This window comes from Pseudomonas sp. MHK4, from assembly GCF_054600775.1.
On sequence record NZ_BAAIAK010000004.1, the window covers coordinates 84,787 to 101,194 of the forward strand.

Sequence of the window (16,408 nt, forward strand, 5' to 3'; positions counted from 1 at the left end):
AGGCGCGGGTTTGTGCGGGCAACGGGCAAGATGGCCTTGCCCGCAGACTCGCGGCCGGCAATGTGCGAGCATCGCTCGCTCCTGCACGTGCTTAACGGTTATCCATGAAAACCCCGGTTTGGTTCCCCCAGAGTTTCTTCTCCCGCACCCTTTGGCTGGTGCTGATCGTCGTGCTGTTTTCCAAGGCGCTGACCCTGGTTTATCTGCTGATGAACGAAGACGTGCTGGTGGACCGCCAGTACAGCCATGGCGTCGCCCTGACGCTACGCGCCTACTGGGCGGCCGATGAAAACAATCGCGAAAAGATCGCCGATGCCGCGACCCTGATCCGGGTGGTGGGCGCCGGTGTGCCGGAGGGCGAACAACACTGGCCCTACAGCGAGATCTACCAGCGGCAGATGCAAGCCGAACTGGGGGCCGATACCGAGGTGCGCTTGCGCATGCACTCTCCACCGGCACTCTGGGTCCGGGCGCCCAGCCTGGGTGATGGCTGGCTGAAAGTGCCGCTGTATCCGCACCCGCTGCGTGGCCAGAAGATCTGGAACGTGCTCGGCTGGTTCCTCGCCATCGGCCTGCTGTCCACGGCCTCGGCGTGGATCTTTGTCAGCCAGCTCAACCAGCCCCTCAAACGCCTGGTGTATGCCGCGCGGCAACTCGGCCAGGGGCGCAGCGTTCGCCTGCCGATCAGTGATACCCCCAGTGAAATGACCGAGGTCTATCGCGCCTTTAACCAGATGGCCGAAGACGTCGAGCAGGCCGGTCGAGAGCGCGAACTGATGCTGGCCGGGGTTTCCCATGACCTGCGCACGCCGTTGACCCGGTTGCGCCTGTCGCTGGAACTGATGGGCGACCATAACGACCTGACGGACGCCATGGTGCGCGATATCGAGGACATGGATGCCATTCTCGACCAGTTCCTGGCATTCATTCGCGATGGTCGTGACGAGTCGGTGGAGGAGGTGGACCTGAGCGACCTGGTCCGCGAAGTCGCCGCGCCGTACAACCAGAACGAAGAGAAAGTACAACTGCGCCTGGAACCGATCCAGCCGTTTCCGTTGCGGCGGGTGTCGATGAAACGGCTGTTGAACAACCTGATCGGCAACGCCTTGCATCATGCCGGCAGCGGTGTGGAGGTGGCGGCGTATGTGTCCGGTGATACCAGCGCGCCTTATGTCGTCTTGAGTGTCATGGACCGTGGCGCCGGGATAGATCCCTCGGAGCTGGAAGCGATTTTCAACCCGTTCACCCGGGGCGACCGCGCCCGGGGCGGCAAGGGCACTGGTTTGGGATTGGCGATCGTGAAGCGGATTGCTTCGATGCATGGCGGCAATGTTGAGTTGCGCAACCGATCGGGGGGCGGTCTGGAAGCGCGGGTGCGCTTGCCGTTGGGGCTGATGTTGCCGCGGGATGCCGTTTAATACCCGATTTTTCAGTGGGTCTGATGGCCCCTTCGCGGGAAAGCCCGCTCCCACAATGATTGTGTTGAACACAAATTTTATGTCCACTGAAGCTCACTGTGGGAGCGGGCTTGCCCGCGAAGGCGGCATACCTGCCGCCGCCACAAACTGGGTTTAACCTTTCCCTTTGGTCCGCGTCATATTCGGCCCACCATTCTTCTCAAGATGCTCGATGATGATCCCCGCCACGTTCTTGCTGGTGGTGGTCTCGATCCCCTCAAGCCCCGGTGATGAGTTCACCTCCATCACCAGCGGCCCGTGATTGGAACGCAGGATATCCACCCCTGCCACGGCCAGACCCATGACCTTCGCCGCGCGCAAAGCCGTCATGCGTTCTTCCGGGGTGATCTTGATCAGGCTGGCGCTGCCACCGCGATGCAGGTTGGAGCGAAACTCCCCGGGTTTGGCCTGGCGCTTCATGGCTGCAATGACCTTGTCGCCCACCACAAAGCAGCGAATGTCGGCGCCGCCGGCCTCCTTGATGTACTCCTGAACCATGATGTTCTGCTTGAGGCCCATGAATGCCTCGATCACCGATTCCGCCGCCGTGGCGGTTTCGCACAGCACCACGCCGATACCCTGGGTGCCTTCCAGCACCTTGATCACCAGGGGTGCGCCGTTGACCATTTCGATCAGGTCGGGAATATCGTCCGGTGAGTGGGCAAACCCGGTGACGGGCAAACCGATGCCCCGGCGTGACAGCAATTGCAGCGAACGCAGTTTGTCCCGCGAGCGAGCAATGGCCACCGACTCATTGAGCGGAAAAACCCCCATCATTTCGAACTGGCGCAACACCGCGCAACCATAAAACGTGACCGACGCACCGATCCGTGGGATCACCGCGTCGAAGCCTTCCAGCGGCTTGCCGCGGTAGTGGATCTGCGGCTTGTGGCTGGCAATGTTCATGTAGGCGCGCAGGGTATCGACCACCACCATTTCATGGCCGCGTTCGGTACCGGCTTCGACCAGGCGGCGGGTGGAATACAGACGCGGGTTCCGCGACAGCACAGCGATCTTCATGCAACACCTGTGGAGGAGGTAGATACCGGGAACACCGGCTTGTCTTGTACATATTTGATGCCCGGATTGACGACCAACTGGCCATCAATCAGGGCTTTGGAACCGAGCAACAGGCGATAACGCATGGATTTACGGCAGGCTAGCGTGAACTCGACCCGCCAGACCCGGTCGCCGAGGGCCAGGGTGGTGCTGATCACGTATCGCACCTGCGCATGACCGTTGGAGCTTTTAATGGTTTTTCTCGTCACCAGCGGTGCTTCGCAGCGGCGGTGGCGCAACTGCACCACCGTGCCCAGATGCGCGGTAAAACGCACCCACGGCTCGCCGTCGCGGTCGAAAGTCTCGATGTCGGTGGCATGCAGGCTGGAGGTGCTGGCGCCGGTGTCGATTTTTGCCCGAAGGCCCGCGACTCCCAAATCCGGGAGCGCCACCCACTCGCGCAGACCGACAACGGTCAAATGGTCAAATGTCTTCAAATGTGCTCAACCGGTAGAAACCGCTCTGGCCGCAAGCGGCAGAATTCGCGGTATTCACGCAGAATAATGGTTAAAAGGCGACAGATATCTACGGCCCGGATTTCCAGCCCCGCGAGGCGGTTCTGGAATGTCTGCATTGTAATCCGAGACGGCGTAATTCTTGGTACGAGGAAACGGTAGTACAGTTCATCAATATTTCAGGATGAGGAAATCCCATGGCACAAAAAAACGAAGAGGACGACAAAGTCCGCCTCGATAAATGGTTGTGGGCAGCGCGGTTCTACAAAACCCGTGCCTTGGCCAAGGCGGCGATCGAAAGCGGCAAGGTGCACTGCCGGGGCGAGCGCTGCAAACCGGGCAAGGAGCCGCGTATTGGCGACGAATTCGTGATCCGCACCGGCTTTGAAGAGCGCACGGTGGTGGTCCAGGCGCTGTCGATCGTGCGCCGCGGTGCTCCCGAAGCACAGACGCTGTATGCCGAGACTGAAGCCAGTATCGCCAAGCGCGAAAATGCCGCGGCCGAGCGCAAGGCCGGTGCCTTGGGCGTGAGTACCGATGGCAAGCCGAGCAAGAAACAGCGGCGCGATCTGTTCAAGTTTCGTGGCAGCAGCAACGAGTGATTGACCGGACCATCGATCACGCCAATCAGGCCGGGACTTGTAATTGCGCCTGTGCGTAGCCATATGAGGTAATTAGTCTGCCGTGTTTGTGCCATTCGTCGTAAAGCGCGCACAGCCACCGGCCTCTAAGCCACCAGGCAGCCATACGCTATAGCCAAGGCGTAACCTCGTTCTGTAAACACTTTTGTCACCTATTCAGATACCAGACTTATGACCGACTTACCGGATAACGACTTCACCCAACGCTTCATCTTCGATGACAGCGACACCCGTGGCGAGATGGTTTCGCTGGAACTCAGCTACGCTGAAGTCCTGGCCAAACACGCCTATCCGGAGCCGGTTGCGCAACTGCTCGGCGAACTGATGGCGGCTGCGGCGTTGCTGGTCGGCACCTTGAAGTTCGACGGCCTGCTGATCCTTCAGGCTCGCTCCGAAGGCCCGATCCCACTGCTGATGATCGAGTGCTCCAGCGAGCGTGACATCCGTGGCCTGGCCCGTTACGAAGCCGACCGGATCGCCCCCGACGCCACCCTGGCAGACCTGATGCCGGATGGCTCGCTGACGTTGACCATCGACCCGAAGCAGGGCCAGCGCTATCAGGGCGTCGTCGATCTCGACGGTGAAACCTTGTCCGACTGCTTCACCAACTACTTCGTCATGTCTCAGCAGATCGGTACTCGCATCAAGCTCTGCGCCGATGGCCGTCGGGCCCGTGGCCTGTTGCTGCAGCAGTTGCCCGCCGATCGCCTGAAAGACGAAGAAGAACGCGCCGCGAGCTGGCAACACCTCACCGCGCTGGCCACCACCCTGACGGCCGATGAGCTGTTGGGCCTGGACAACGAAACCGTGCTCCATCGTCTCTATCACGAAGAGCAGGTTCGTCTGTTCGATGTGCAGAAACTGCGCTTCCGTTGCAGCTGCTCGCGCGAACGTTCGGCCAATGCGCTGGTCAGTCTGGGTATGGAAGACGCGCAAAACCTGGTGGTCGAACACGGTGGAAAAATCGAGATCGATTGCCAGTTCTGCAACCAGCAGTACCTGTTCGACGCCGCCGATGTCACTCAATTGTTCGCCGGAGCGGGCGTCGAGACGCCGTCAGTTACCCGGCACTAAAACGGTTCAGCGCAGGTAAATTCACTGGAAAGTGGCGTAATAGCGCCGTTACGACGGGAGGGCCCTACTCTTTTTGGGCTTTTCTGGCATAATCCGGCCCACTTTTTTCGCGGTAGTAGTGCACGACTTTCTACTACAAAACGTTTGGAGCACTCGGCCACTGGCCGACGGGGAACCTCATGACGCAAGCCAATAACGCCGTGTACACCGATCTGAGTGTTGATGATCTGGTTAAAGAAGCCCTCAACCGCGGTGAAGGCGAGCTTGCCGATACCGGCGCACTGGTTGTTCGTACCGGTCACCGTACCGGCCGTTCGCCAGTCGATCGTTTCATCGTTGAAGAGCCGTCCACTTCGGCCGCCATCGCCTGGGGCCCGATCAACCGCAAATTTCCGGCCGACAAGTTCGATGCCCTGTGGGCTCGCGTCGAGGCATTCAACAACGCGCAAGAGCACTTCGTTTCCCACGTGCATGTAGGCGCGGCCGAAGATCACTACCTGGCCGTGAAGATGACCACCCAGACTGCCTGGCAGAACCTGTTTGGCCGTTGCCTGTTCATCAACCCGGCCCAGTACAACCCGGCTGGCCGTGAAGAGTGGCAAGTGCTCAACGTTGCCAACTTCGAGTGCGTACCTGAGCGTGACGGCACCAACTCCGACGGTTGTGTGATCCTCAACTTCGCGCAAAAGAAAGTGCTGATCGCTGGCATGCGTTACGCCGGTGAAATGAAGAAAGCCATGTTCTCGGTGCAGAACTTCCTGCTGCCGGCCTCCGACGTGCTGCCAATGCACTGCGCCGCCAACATCGGCGAAGAAGGCGATGTAACCCTGTTCTTCGGTCTGTCCGGCACTGGTAAAACCACCCTGTCCGCCGACGAAAGCCGTTACCTGATCGGTGACGACGAGCACGGCTGGGGCGAGGGTGTTGTGTTCAACATCGAAGGCGGTTGCTATGCCAAGTGCATCGACCTGTCCGAGAAGAACGAGCCAGTCATCTGGAAAGCCATCAAGCACGGCGCAGTCCTGGAAAACGTCGTTATCGACGATGCCAAGCACGCCGACTACGCCGATGTCAGCCTGACCCAGAACAGCCGTGCCGCCTACCCGCTGGAGCACGTTGCCAAGCGCTCCGAGAAGAACCTTGGTGGCGAGCCGAACGCTGTGATCTTCCTGACCTGCGACCTGACCGGCGTACTGCCGCCAGTGTCGATACTCAACGAAGAACAAGCGGCCTACCACTTCCTGTCCGGCTACACCGCTCTGGTGGGCTCGACTGAAATGGGTTCGGGAACCGGCATCAAGTCGACCTTCTCCACCTGCTTCGGCGCACCGTTCTTCCCGCGTCCGGCTGGCGAATACGCAGAACTGCTGATCAAACGCATCCGCGGCTTCGGTTCCAAGGTCTACCTGGTCAACACCGGCTGGACCGGCGGTGGCTACGGCGTCGGCAAGCGCTTCAACATCCCGACCACCCGCGCGGTGATCGCAGCGATCCAGAGCGGCGCGCTGATCGGTACCGAAACCGAGCACCTGGACACCATCAACCTCGACGTGCCACTGGCCGTACCGGGCGTTGAGACTGGCCTGCTGAACCCACGCAACACCTGGGCCGACAAAGCCGCCTACGACGAAGCCGCCAAAGCACTGGCCGGCCTGTTCATCGAGAACTTCAAGAAGTTCGAAGTGAGCGACGCGATCAAGGCTGCAGGTCCTCAGTTGTAAGTGTTTGTTTGATGCAATGAAAAAGCCGCCCATCGGGGCGGCTTTTTTGTGGGCGACGGTTCAGGTTTTCAGATGTAGAACGAATGCGCCGACCAACACCAGCACGACGCCCAGCACCTGCACCTTCCCCAGCCGTTCCTTGAAAAACACATACCCCAGGATCGCCGCGATCCCGCCTGACAAGGTGCTGATCACCGTCACCACCGAAACCGAGCCAGCCACCGCCCCCCAGGCGAATGACGAAAACCCGCCGAGGTTCATCAGGCTGGCGCCGGTCAGCGTCAGGCAGTTTTTCAGCGGCGGGATTTTCAAGCCGTCGTCGATCCTCAGTACGATCACCACCAGAACCATCAGGCCCACCAGATACGCGAGCCAGAGCATGGTGACCGGCCCGAGTGACGGCAGGACGAAGCGACCTTGCAGCCAGAAACTTGTGCCGTAGAACAGCGCCGCCACCAGCGCATAGGCAATCGAGCTGCTTGCCTGCGTGGTGTGGGGCAACTTCGGGTCGGAATGAATGCTGGAGAGTACGACGCCAAGGACGCACAGCGCGATGCACAGCAATTGCAGCAGACTGATCTGCTCACCGCCGGCCCAGGACAGCAGCGTGGTCACCACACCGTAGGACGTCACCAGCGGCGCGACGATGGAGGCCTTGCCGAGGGCAAAGGCCTTGGACAAGGCCAGCGCGCCAGATACGGTCAGCACGGCAGCGGCGACGCCGATCAACCAGGTTTCGAGCGGCGCGGCCATCGAGCGAAGTATGAATACGGGGAAGACGACCAACAGCAGGCTCATGATGGTAAAGCCCAGCGCCTGACCAAAATACACGGCACGTTTGACGCCAACCGCGCGGGCATTCATGCCCACCAGAAAATCCGTACCGCCCCACAGCAAGGCGGCCAACAAGCCCATCAGAACGTCCACGCAAGGTCCTTATCGTTATTCGCCGGGACGTTACTGCCCTTCAAGTTCATCGGTGTCCCAGCGTTGGGCTTTGATCGCCCGGTAGAGCATGCCGATGGTCAGCGGTACCTTGTCGCCGCGGCCCTTGGCTTTGCGCTTAAGAAATACATCGTAGCCGTCAGGCTGGAAATAGCGATAACTGTCGTAGTCCACGAAATCGATGGCGAAGTGGTCTTCCAGAGTTTGGATCAAATGCTGTGCATCGGCGCCGTTGCAGTTCAGGTCGAAATTGATCGAGGTATCGAGGCTGATGGATTTGCGTTCGGGCAGGCCGAGTTCTTCGTGCAGCAGCTGGATGAGCTGGTGGAGGGTGGGGTCTTCGGGGAGGTTGGGGGAGAGGTTCATGGAAAAATGTCTGACTGGGACTCGGGCAAATCTTATTGTTCGTTAAAGAGGATGGGAAGGGTGGGAGCAGATTGCGGCGAAGCATTTTGCATGTACTTGGCGATGGCAGTGGACCGCGTTATCGTTCATCGCTGGCAAGCCAGCTCCTACAGGGGATTGTGGTTCTTCAGCCGGCGAGTTTGGGCAGGCGTTGCCGGGCGATGTCGAGCAGGTCGTTGCCGTCCTGGGTCAGCAGGTACAGGGCATTGACGATGTTGGGGATATCGCGGGCGTCGGCCTGTTTGAAGCACAGGCCGTACAAGGTTTCCAGCAGGTCGCTGGCGGCGCGGATGCGTTGGCGGGCAGAGTCGAGGATTTCCAGGGGATCGGCCTCGGTGTCGATCACCAGTACCGGGGTTTCGCTGTTGCTGGATTTGAGCGGACGATAGCGGTCGGTCAGTGGCTCGGGGCGGTTCATCGAGGTGGGTCCTGTGGGAAATCGGCAAATGCGCCCGGTCGGCCCAGACACTGCTTTCAGCCTTGCCGGAAACTATAGAAGGGCGTGGTGTTGTGCGACAAGACGGCTGAGATCGACAGGTTTTGTAGGGTTTTGCGCGGTTATTGAGGAAAGGGACTACAGGCGCCTCGGATGGTGTAGGTCATTTCGAATTTTGCTGCCCGCGAAGGCGATTTGCCAGGCGCCGCATTCCTCAAGCCATCCGCTGTATCATCCCGTATCGTTTTTGCCCCCGACCTTTTCTCGACTCGCTGCGATCGCCGGCTAGGCTTTGCTCATCGCAGCAGTCAACGGAGTGACAGCTTATGCACAACACCCTGGAACAGGTTTTTGGTTATCCACAGTTTCGGCCCGGCCAGGAGGCAGCGGTCAGTGCGGTGCTGGCGGGGCGCTCGGCGGCGGCTATTTTCCCGACTGGCTCCGGCAAGTCCCTTTGCTATCAGCTGTCGGCCGTATTGTTGCCACACCTGACGCTGGTGGTCTCGCCATTGCTGGCGTTGATGCAGGACCAGTTAGCGTTCCTGCAACGCCACGGCATTGCGGCGGGCAGCATCGATTCGGCCCAGAGCCGCGATGATGCCAGCGAAGTCATGGCCCGCGCCAAGTCGGGCGAACTGAAAATCCTGATGATCTCTGTCGAACGCCTGAAAAACGAGCGCTTTCGTAATTTCCTGCAGCAGGTGCCGATCTCGCTGCTGGTAGTGGACGAAGCGCACTGCATCTCCGAATGGGGGCATAACTTTCGCCCGGATTACCTCAAGCTTCCGGACTACCAGCGCCAGTTCAACATCCCCCAGGTGTTGTTGCTGACCGCCACCGCGACCCCGAAAGTGATCGCCGACATGCAGGCGAAATTCGCCATCGAACCTGACGACGTGGTGACCACCGGCTTCTATCGGCCGAACCTCAACCTGTGGGTGGAGCCGGTGCGCGGCCACGACAAACGCCGACGCCTGGTGGAATGGATGAGCCAACGACCCGGCCAGCCGAGCATTGTCTACGTCACCCTGCAGAAAACTGCCGAGCACATTGCCGAACATCTGCAGCGCCATGGCATTCAGGCCGAGGCCTATCACGCCGGTCTGCCTCACGAGCAGCGCGAAGGCATCCAGAAGCGTTTCATGGGCGGGCAGTCCAACTGCATCGTCGCCACCATCGCCTTCGGCATGGGTATCGACAAGAGCGATATCCGTAATGTGGTGCATTTCGACCTGCCCAAGTCCATCGAAAACTACAGCCAGGAAATCGGCCGTGCCGGGCGTGACGGGCAGCCGTCGGACTGCCTGGTGCTGGCCAACCGCGACAGCCTCAACGTTCTGGAAAACTTCGTCTACGGCGACACGCCTGAACTGGACGGTATCCGCTGCGTGCTGGACGAGATGCAGGCCGCCGCGCCCGAGGGACAATGGGAGTTTCTGCTGGGGCCATTGGCGGACCAGAGCAACATCCGCCAGCTACCGCTCAAGACCTTGCTGGTTCAGCTGGAGCTTCGTGGCCTGATCGCTCCGCGTTACGCCTACTACGCCGAATACCGGTTCAAGTATCTGCAGGAGCCCGAGCAATTGCTGGCTCGCTTCGAGGGTGAGCGCAGGGATTTCGTCGCGGCGATCATCCAGACGTCCAGCCGCGCACGTACCTGGGCCACGGTGAATTTCGATGCGCTGTATGAGCAGCATCAGGCCGAGCGCAGTCGGGTGGTCAAGGCGCTGGATTATTTCCAGGAAAAGGGCTGGGTCGAGCTTGAAAGCAAGCTGATGACCGAGGTCTACAGTTTGCTGCAAACCGGTTTCGACAGTGCCGCGTTGAGTCAAGAGTTGCACGCTGGCTTCACTCGGCATGAACAGACCGAGATTGCGCGGATTCACGCCATGCTGGACCTGTTCGCCACGGATCGCTGCCTGGGATATCGCCTGGCCGAGTATTTCGGCGACGACAATGCGCCCCGCCAGTGCGGGCATTGTTCGGTTTGCCACGGGCAAGTGGCGCGGCTGCCTGCACCTCCGGAGTTGCCAGCGCTTGTGGATAAGAGTTTCGAGACGCTCTGTGGCGATTTTATCCACAGGCATGAGCACCACACTGGGAGTTTGCCGTCGGCCGAGCGGGTGACGCGGTTTCTGTGCGGGATTAATGTGCCGCTGTTTACCAAGCTCAAGGTGCGGACGATTTCCGGGTTTGCGGTGTTGGAGGATTATCCGTATGCCGAGGTTCGTGGGTGGGCCGAAGCACACCTCTAACCTGTAAGGTGCATCCATCCGCTGAATGTTGCTCATCACAGGAATAAATTTCAAAAAAACGCGGCGGCTGACTATGGTGAGGGCTGTCTTTGGATCGCCAACAAGAGAACAAACATGAGCCAGACACCGTTCGATATTCAGCGCGCAGCCGTCATCGGCGCAGGCACCATGGGCCGCGGCATTGTCATGTGCCTGGCCAACGCCGGGGTGACGGTGCAATGGGTCGATAACAATCCGCAGATGCTTGAACAAGCATTGGTTGCCGTCGCCGACACCTACGCCCACAGCGTGCGACAGGAGCGGATCAATCAGGCTGAGGCCGACGCCCGCATCGCCCGGGTCACGGCAGCGGCCAATTATGCGGCCATCCGCGATGTCGACCTGGTGATCGAAGCCGTCTACGAAAACCTCGAGCTCAAGCAGTCAATCTTCCGCGAACTGGATGGCCTCCTCAAACCTGAAGCCATTCTGGCGAGCAACACTTCAGCGCTGGACATCGATGCCATCGCTGCCGTCACAAACCGTCCGGAACAAGTCCTGGGCCTGCACTTTTTCAGCCCTGCACACATTATGAAGCTGCTGGAAATCGTCCGCGGAGCCCAGACTGCCCCGTCTGTGCTAGAGGCCGCACTGGCGTTGGGCAAGCGCATGGGCAAGGTCAGCGTGGTCTCGGGCAATTGCGACGGTTTCATCGGCAATCGCATGCTCAACACCTATGTGCTGGAGGCTCGCAAAATGCTGCTGGAGGGCGCTTATCCCTATCAGGTGGATGCGGCGCTGCAAGGCTTCGGATTCGCCATGGGGCCGTTCCGTATGTTCGACGTAGTCGGTGTGGACCTGCAATGGCGTGCTCGGCAACTATCGGGCGTGGGGCAGGATGCGCCTGAGGTGCAGGTAGATAACCGTCTATGTGAATTGGGCCGTTTTGGCCAGAAGAGCGGTAACGGTTTCTACCACTATGAACCCGGTAGCCGTCAGGCGGAGCACGATCCGCAGGTCGATGCACTGGTGCTGGAAGTCAGCGAAGGGCTGGGGTTCCATCGTCGCGAGATAAGCCAGGAAGAAATCCTCGAGCGCTGCCTGCTGGCGCTAGTCAATGAGGGCGCGAAGATCCTTCAGGAAGGGATCGCCGGATCGGCCCACGACATTGATCTGGTCTACCTCAACGGATACGGATTCCCGGCGGACAAGGGCGGACCGATGGCCTGGGCCGATCAGCAGGGACTAGCGGATATTCATCAGCGGCTGTTGGCGCTGGAGACTCGCCAAGGTGATCACTGGAGTCCGGCGCGGTTGATTGGTGAGTTGGCACCGTTTGGGAAAGGGTTTGCCGATTTGTAGGAGCTGGCTTGCCAGCGAAGAATGCGACACGGTTTCGACATGGACTGGTAATACCCAACCTCAGGACTCGACCACGATGCCCCAACGCTCCGAATACCCACATTTGCAACCCATCACCACACGCTGGCACGACAACGATGCTTACGGTCACGTCAACAACGTCACCTATTACAGTTTCTTCGACACGGCGGTGAACACTTACCTGATCGAAGTCGGTGGCCTGGATATCCACGATGGCGAGGTGGTGGGCTTCGTGGTGAGTTCAGCCTGTGATTACTTCGCTTCCATTGCCTTCCCGGACCGGATCGAGATCGGCCTTCGAGTCGGTAAGCTGGGCACCAGCTCGGTGCAGTACGAGTTGGCGGTGTTCAAGCAAGGGGAAGATGAGGCCTGCGCAGCGGGGCGCTTCGTGCATGTGTTCGTCGACCGGGCATCGAATCAGCCGGTGGCGATTCCGCTGGGGTTGCGCAACGCCCTGGAGCGTCTGGAGGTTTAAAGCAGACAAAAAAAATCGCAGCCCTTGGGCTGCGATTTTTTTCCTGCCAGCGAAACCGTTCCGGTCTCAGCGGCGATGGCGATAGTACTTGTGATGCTTGCGATGGCCATAGGCATGACCGCGGCCCGGGTGGCCGTCACGGTAGTAACGACGATCATCATGGCCGCGATAACGACGACCGTCATCGTCGTCATCATCATCGGCCTTGTTGCCCATGTAGTTACCCAGCGCGCCACCGGCACCGCCGCCTGCTGCGGAGCCGATCAGGCTGCCGGTGGTGCCGCCCACGCTGCGGCCAACCACGTTACCGCCTGCTGCGCCCAGCGCACCACCGATGGCGGCTTCGCCACGGCTGTGTTTGTCTGCGCCGACTGCGCTACCACCCGCGCCGCCCAGGGCTGCGCCAATGGTGGAACCTGTATTGCCGCCAATGGACTGACCGACGACCGAGCCCAAAACCCCGCCCAATGCGCCGCCCACACCTGCTTCGGTGTTGCCGCCAGCAGAAGCGATGCCACTGACCAGGCCAAGGGACAACAAGAGAATCGAGGAGAACTTCATAAAGGAACCTCAAGGGGATGACGACGCGATCCTGAGGCTGTGTCATGGGTGTGACAATCGAAATCCGACGAGTAACACGACTTCAGCACATTTCTATAAGTTGCTGTTTTTTGGGCGGAACTTAATGATTTTTCACCGGTCTTTTATTACTTCGGATAGGCCGTTTTCATGAGAAAACGGCCTTTTTTGTGGGCGTTTGGAAATTGGATCTGCCATGGCAGAGCTAAAAGATCGCAGCCTTCGGCAGCACCTACAGGGAGCAGTGTAGGAGCTGCCGAAGGCTGCGATCTTTTGATTTTGCTTCAGGCTGACCTGGCCATGATCAGCCCGGTTTCACTCGCCGCTTCCAACCGGATCGCCACGAACTTCGACGTTGGCGTATGGCTGCCATCCCCGGTGCTTTCCAGCGGCACCAGCGGGTTCACTTCCGGATAATACGCCGCCGCCTGACCCGCCGGGATATCGAACGCCAGCAGCGTGAAGCCCTTCACCCGACGCTCCAGGCCATCATCCCAGATCGACACGATGTCAGCCTTCTGCCCCGGCTTGAAGCCCAGGCGAATGATGTCGGCTTCGTTGACGAACAACACATCACGTTGGCCTTTCACCCCGCGATAACGGTCATTGAGGCCATAGATCGTGGTGTTGTACTGATCGTGGGAGCGCATCGATTGCATGATCAGGTCCGGCAACACACCGGTGGCGCGGGTACGTTCGTGAACCAGATCCCTGGGCAGCGCGTTCGGGCGGAAGTTGGCGCGGCCGGATGCGGTGTTCCATTTGCGCGCGCCGGCGCTGTTGCCCAGGTAGAAGCCGCCTGGATTCTTGATCCTTTCGTTGAAGTCTTTGAAGCCTGCAATGGTCTCGGCAATCAGGTCGCGGATGCGCCTGTAGTCGGCCACCAGCCAGTTCCAGTCCACCGGATGGCTGCCCAGGGTCGCGGCGGCAATGCCGGCCAGGATCGCCGGTTCCGAGCGCATCTGGTTCGACAGTGGCTGCAACTGTCCGTTGGAGGCGTGGACCATGCTGAACGAATCTTCGACGGTCACCGCTTGCGCGCCTTCAGTCTGGATATCGATGTCGGTACGGCCCAGGCACGGCAGGATCAGGGCGTCTTTGCCGTGAGTCAGATGGCTGCGGTTGAGCTTGGTGCTGATCTGCACGGTCAGGTCACAGTTGCGCAGGGCCTGGAAGGTGCGCGGGCTGTCCGGAGTGGCTTGGGCGAAGTTGCCGCCCAGGCCGATAAAGACTTTGGCCCGACCTTGGGCCATGGCATGAATCGCCTCGACCACGTTATGGCCGTTTTCGCGCGGTACCTTGAATTGGAAGCGACGCTCCAGGGCATCGAGGAACGCCACGGGTGGCCGTTCGTTGATACCCATGGTCCGGTCGCCCTGCACGTTGCTGTGGCCACGCACCGGGCACAGGCCGGCGCCTGGCCGACCGATGTTGCCGCGCAGCAACATCAGGTTGGCGATTTCCTGGATGGTCGCCACCGAATGGCGATGCTGGGTGATGCCCATGGCCCAGCACATGATGACGTTCTTGCCCTTGGCGTACATGCGCGCCGCACGCTCGATTTCCACCAGAGGCAGGCCGGACTGCTCGACGATCTGCTCCCATGGGGTTTCGTCGATGGCGGCCAGGTAGTCCAGTACATTGACGCTGTGTTCATTGAGGAAGGCGTGATCGAACACCGCAGTTGCGCCCGCTTTCTGTGCGTCGCGCTCCCATTGCAGCAGGAACTTGGCCATGCCGCGCATGATTGCCATGTCGCCGCCCAGTGCCGGACGGAAGTACGCGGTGTTGGTTGGTTTGTCGCCGTTGGTGAGCATTTCGATCGGGTGTTGCGGGTGCTGGAAGCGTTCCAGGCCGCGCTCTTTCAGCGGGTTGATGCACACCACTTGTGCGCCGCGTTTCACCGCTTCACGCAAAGGTTCGAGCATCCGTGGATGGTTGGTGCCCGGGTTCTGGCCCCAGACGAAAATCGCATCGGCGTGTTCGAAGTCGTCGAAGGTCACGGTGCCTTTGCCGACGCCGACACTTTGTGACAACGCCACGCCGCTGGCTTCGTGGCACATGTTCGAGCAGTCGGGGAAGTTGTTGGTGCCGTAGGCGCGCACAAACAGCTGGTACAAAAAAGCCGCTTCGTTACTGGCCCGACCCGAAGTGTAGAACTCGGCCTGATCCGGGCTCGACAAGCCATTCAGGTGCTTGGCGATCAGCGCAAAGGCCGCGTCCCAACTGATCGGCTTGTAGCGATCGGTCTCGGCGTCATAGCTCATCGGCTCGGTCAGCCGGCCCTGATATTCGAGCCAATAGTCGCTTTGCTCCAGCAGCGAAGTAACGCTGTGTTTGGCGAAAAAACTGGCGTCGACGCGGCGTTTGGTCGCTTCCCAGTTCACCGCCTTGGCGCCGTTCTCGCAGAACATCACCATGCCGGCTTCGTTGGAATCGCCCCAGGCGCAGCCAGGGCAGTCGAAGCCGCCGTTCTTGTTGGTCTTGAGCATCATGCGCAGGTTTTTCAGCGCGTTGTCGCTGGTCAACCAGGCCTGGGCGACGCTGATCAGGGCGCCCCAACCTCCGGCCGGGCCTGTGTAGGGTTTGTAGCGAGGGACAGGTTTCTGGTCGGCTTGACGGTGTTGACTCACGCTTGGTTCTCCAACGCTGGGCTGTAGACCCGCGGCGCATTCTTTTGGGGCAGATGGATGAGGTTGAGGTTGTGGCGGCGGGCCCATTGCACGGCGAGCCCCGTGGGCGATGACAGGCTGACCAGGGTCTGGATGCCGGCGCGCAAGACTTTCTGGATCAGTTCGAGGCTGCAGCGACTGGTGACGATCGCCAGCCCGCCAGCGGTCTGGATGTTTTGGCGGACAAGGCCACCGATCAGCTTGTCGAGGGCGTTGTGTCGGCCGATGTCTTCGCGGCCCATCAGCAACTCACCCCGGTCGTTCATGAACACCGCTGCGTGCACGGCACCGCAATGCTGGCCCAAAGGCTGGAAGGCACCGATGCGCTGGCGCAAGCCATCGAGCCATTCGATGGGTGGCAGAGGGGCGCCGGGCAATACCTGAAGGTCTGGCAATGCCTGCTCGACCGCTTCCACGCCGCACAGCCCGCAACCGCTGGTACCGGCCAGTTGCCGGCGCTGTTGCTTGAGGTTCCAGAACGCGCGATTGGCGATGGTCACTTGCGCGTATTGCGCTGACCCTGAGCCGCTAAGTTGCAGGTCATAAATATCAGTGGCGGCCTGAATGATCCCGCTGCCCAGGCTGAACCCGACGATGAAGTCTTCCAGGTCCGAGGGCGTTACCAGCATCACCGCCTGGCTGATACCGTTATAGGCAATCGCCAGCGCGACTTCTTCCGCCAGCGCGGTGCTGGCCGACTCCGAGTGTTCCAGGTTGCTGTAGCTGTACGTTTGGCTGGCGGCGGGCGCGGGCGTTTCGAGGGTAGGCGCCGCGCAGGCTGGGCGCTTGGCGTTCATGGCATCACCGAGGGGTTTGATCAGCTTTAAGACTAGGCGCGGCAACTTGTCACGTCTAATCGCTATTACTGATCT

General features: G+C 60.2%; 15 protein-coding genes. 7 read left to right on the forward strand and 8 right to left on the reverse strand.

What is annotated here, in order from left to right; translation table 11 throughout:
• Window positions 1-104: 104 nt before the first annotated feature.
• On the forward strand, window positions 105-1,418 hold the full coding sequence (locus ACYP2Q_RS12290; RefSeq protein ID WP_459730709.1) for an ATP-binding protein: 1,314 nt from the start codon (window positions 105-107) through the stop codon (window positions 1,416-1,418).
• A 153-nt stretch (window positions 1,419-1,571) separates the two neighbouring features.
• Here the strand turns inward: ACYP2Q_RS12290 and rimK are convergent, their stop codons facing one another.
• Together rimK and rimB are read right to left on the reverse strand one after the other, a co-directional pair.
• Window positions 1,572-2,477, reverse strand: a complete 906-nt coding sequence (gene rimK / locus ACYP2Q_RS12295; RefSeq protein WP_020795792.1) for a 30S ribosomal protein S6--L-glutamate ligase — start codon at window positions 2,475-2,477, stop codon at window positions 1,572-1,574.
• Window positions 2,474-2,953 (reverse strand): retropepsin-like aspartic endopeptidase RimB, encoded by a 480-nt coding sequence (rimB, locus tag ACYP2Q_RS12300; protein WP_459730710.1) that lies wholly within the window; start codon window positions 2,951-2,953, stop codon window positions 2,474-2,476. The genes rimK and rimB overlap by 4 nt, the downstream gene beginning before the upstream one ends.
• A 215-nt stretch (window positions 2,954-3,168) precedes the next feature.
• Between rimB and ACYP2Q_RS12305 the strand changes: the two genes are divergently transcribed.
• The 3 genes from ACYP2Q_RS12305 to ACYP2Q_RS12315 all read left to right on the forward strand — a co-directional run bounded on the left by ACYP2Q_RS12305 (window position 3,169) and on the right by ACYP2Q_RS12315 (window position 6,407).
• Window positions 3,169-3,573, forward strand: a complete 405-nt coding sequence (locus tag ACYP2Q_RS12305) for an RNA-binding S4 domain-containing protein (protein WP_274075090.1) — start codon at window positions 3,169-3,171, stop codon at window positions 3,571-3,573.
• 210 nt (window positions 3,574-3,783) lie between these two features.
• Window positions 3,784-4,686, forward strand: coding sequence for an Hsp33 family molecular chaperone HslO (gene hslO / locus ACYP2Q_RS12310; protein WP_459730711.1), 903 nt, complete (start codon window positions 3,784-3,786; stop codon window positions 4,684-4,686).
• A 179-nt stretch (window positions 4,687-4,865) separates the two neighbouring features.
• Window positions 4,866-6,407: a phosphoenolpyruvate carboxykinase gene (locus tag ACYP2Q_RS12315; RefSeq protein ID WP_459730712.1), complete on the forward strand. Its 1,542-nt coding sequence runs from the start codon at window positions 4,866-4,868 to the stop codon at window positions 6,405-6,407.
• Window positions 6,408-6,467: 60 nt separating this feature from the next.
• Here the strand turns inward: ACYP2Q_RS12315 and ACYP2Q_RS12320 are convergent, their stop codons facing one another.
• The 3 genes from ACYP2Q_RS12320 to ACYP2Q_RS12330 form a co-directional block, all read right to left on the reverse strand.
• Entirely contained in the window at window positions 6,468-7,322 is an 855-nt protein-coding gene (locus ACYP2Q_RS12320; RefSeq protein WP_459731037.1) for an EamA family transporter, read from the reverse strand.
• Between the two features lie 42 nt (window positions 7,323-7,364).
• A complete protein-coding gene (locus ACYP2Q_RS12325; RefSeq protein ID WP_459730713.1) occupies window positions 7,365-7,718 on the reverse strand; it encodes a DUF1493 family protein in 354 nt (117 codons plus the stop codon).
• Between the two features lie 166 nt (window positions 7,719-7,884).
• Window positions 7,885-8,175 (reverse strand): hypothetical protein, encoded by a 291-nt coding sequence (locus tag ACYP2Q_RS12330; protein ID WP_459730714.1) that lies wholly within the window; start codon window positions 8,173-8,175, stop codon window positions 7,885-7,887.
• 344 nt (window positions 8,176-8,519) lie between these two features.
• Here ACYP2Q_RS12330 and ACYP2Q_RS12335 point away from each other — a divergent pair, with 344 nt between their 5' ends.
• The 3 genes from ACYP2Q_RS12335 (at window position 8,520) to ACYP2Q_RS12345 (ending at window position 12,285) form a co-directional block, all read left to right on the forward strand.
• Window positions 8,520-10,448, forward strand: coding sequence for a RecQ family ATP-dependent DNA helicase (locus ACYP2Q_RS12335; protein WP_459730715.1), 1,929 nt, complete (start codon window positions 8,520-8,522; stop codon window positions 10,446-10,448).
• Between the two features lie 114 nt (window positions 10,449-10,562).
• A complete protein-coding gene (locus ACYP2Q_RS12340; RefSeq protein WP_459730716.1) occupies window positions 10,563-11,789 on the forward strand; it encodes a 3-hydroxyacyl-CoA dehydrogenase in 1,227 nt (408 codons plus the stop codon).
• Window positions 11,790-11,865: 76 nt separating this feature from the next.
• Window positions 11,866-12,285, forward strand: a complete 420-nt coding sequence (locus ACYP2Q_RS12345) for an acyl-CoA thioesterase (RefSeq protein ID WP_459730717.1) — start codon at window positions 11,866-11,868, stop codon at window positions 12,283-12,285.
• Window positions 12,286-12,351: 66 nt separating this feature from the next.
• On the opposite strand, the gene ACYP2Q_RS12350 is transcribed toward ACYP2Q_RS12345, so the two are convergent.
• The 3 genes from ACYP2Q_RS12350 to fdhD form a co-directional block, all read right to left on the reverse strand.
• Window positions 12,352-12,846: a glycine zipper domain-containing protein gene (locus ACYP2Q_RS12350; protein ID WP_459730718.1), complete on the reverse strand. Its 495-nt coding sequence runs from the start codon at window positions 12,844-12,846 to the stop codon at window positions 12,352-12,354.
• A gap of 302 nt (window positions 12,847-13,148) precedes the next feature.
• Entirely contained in the window at window positions 13,149-15,497 is a 2,349-nt protein-coding gene (locus tag ACYP2Q_RS12355) for an FdhF/YdeP family oxidoreductase (RefSeq protein ID WP_459730719.1), read from the reverse strand.
• Window positions 15,494-16,333 carry a formate dehydrogenase accessory sulfurtransferase FdhD gene (gene fdhD, locus ACYP2Q_RS12360; protein WP_459730720.1) on the reverse strand — a complete coding sequence of 280 codons (840 nt, stop codon included), beginning with the start codon at window positions 16,331-16,333 and terminating at the stop codon, window positions 15,494-15,496. Before fdhD ends, ACYP2Q_RS12355 begins: the two co-directional genes overlap by 4 nt.
• Window positions 16,334-16,408: the final 75 nt, after the last annotated feature.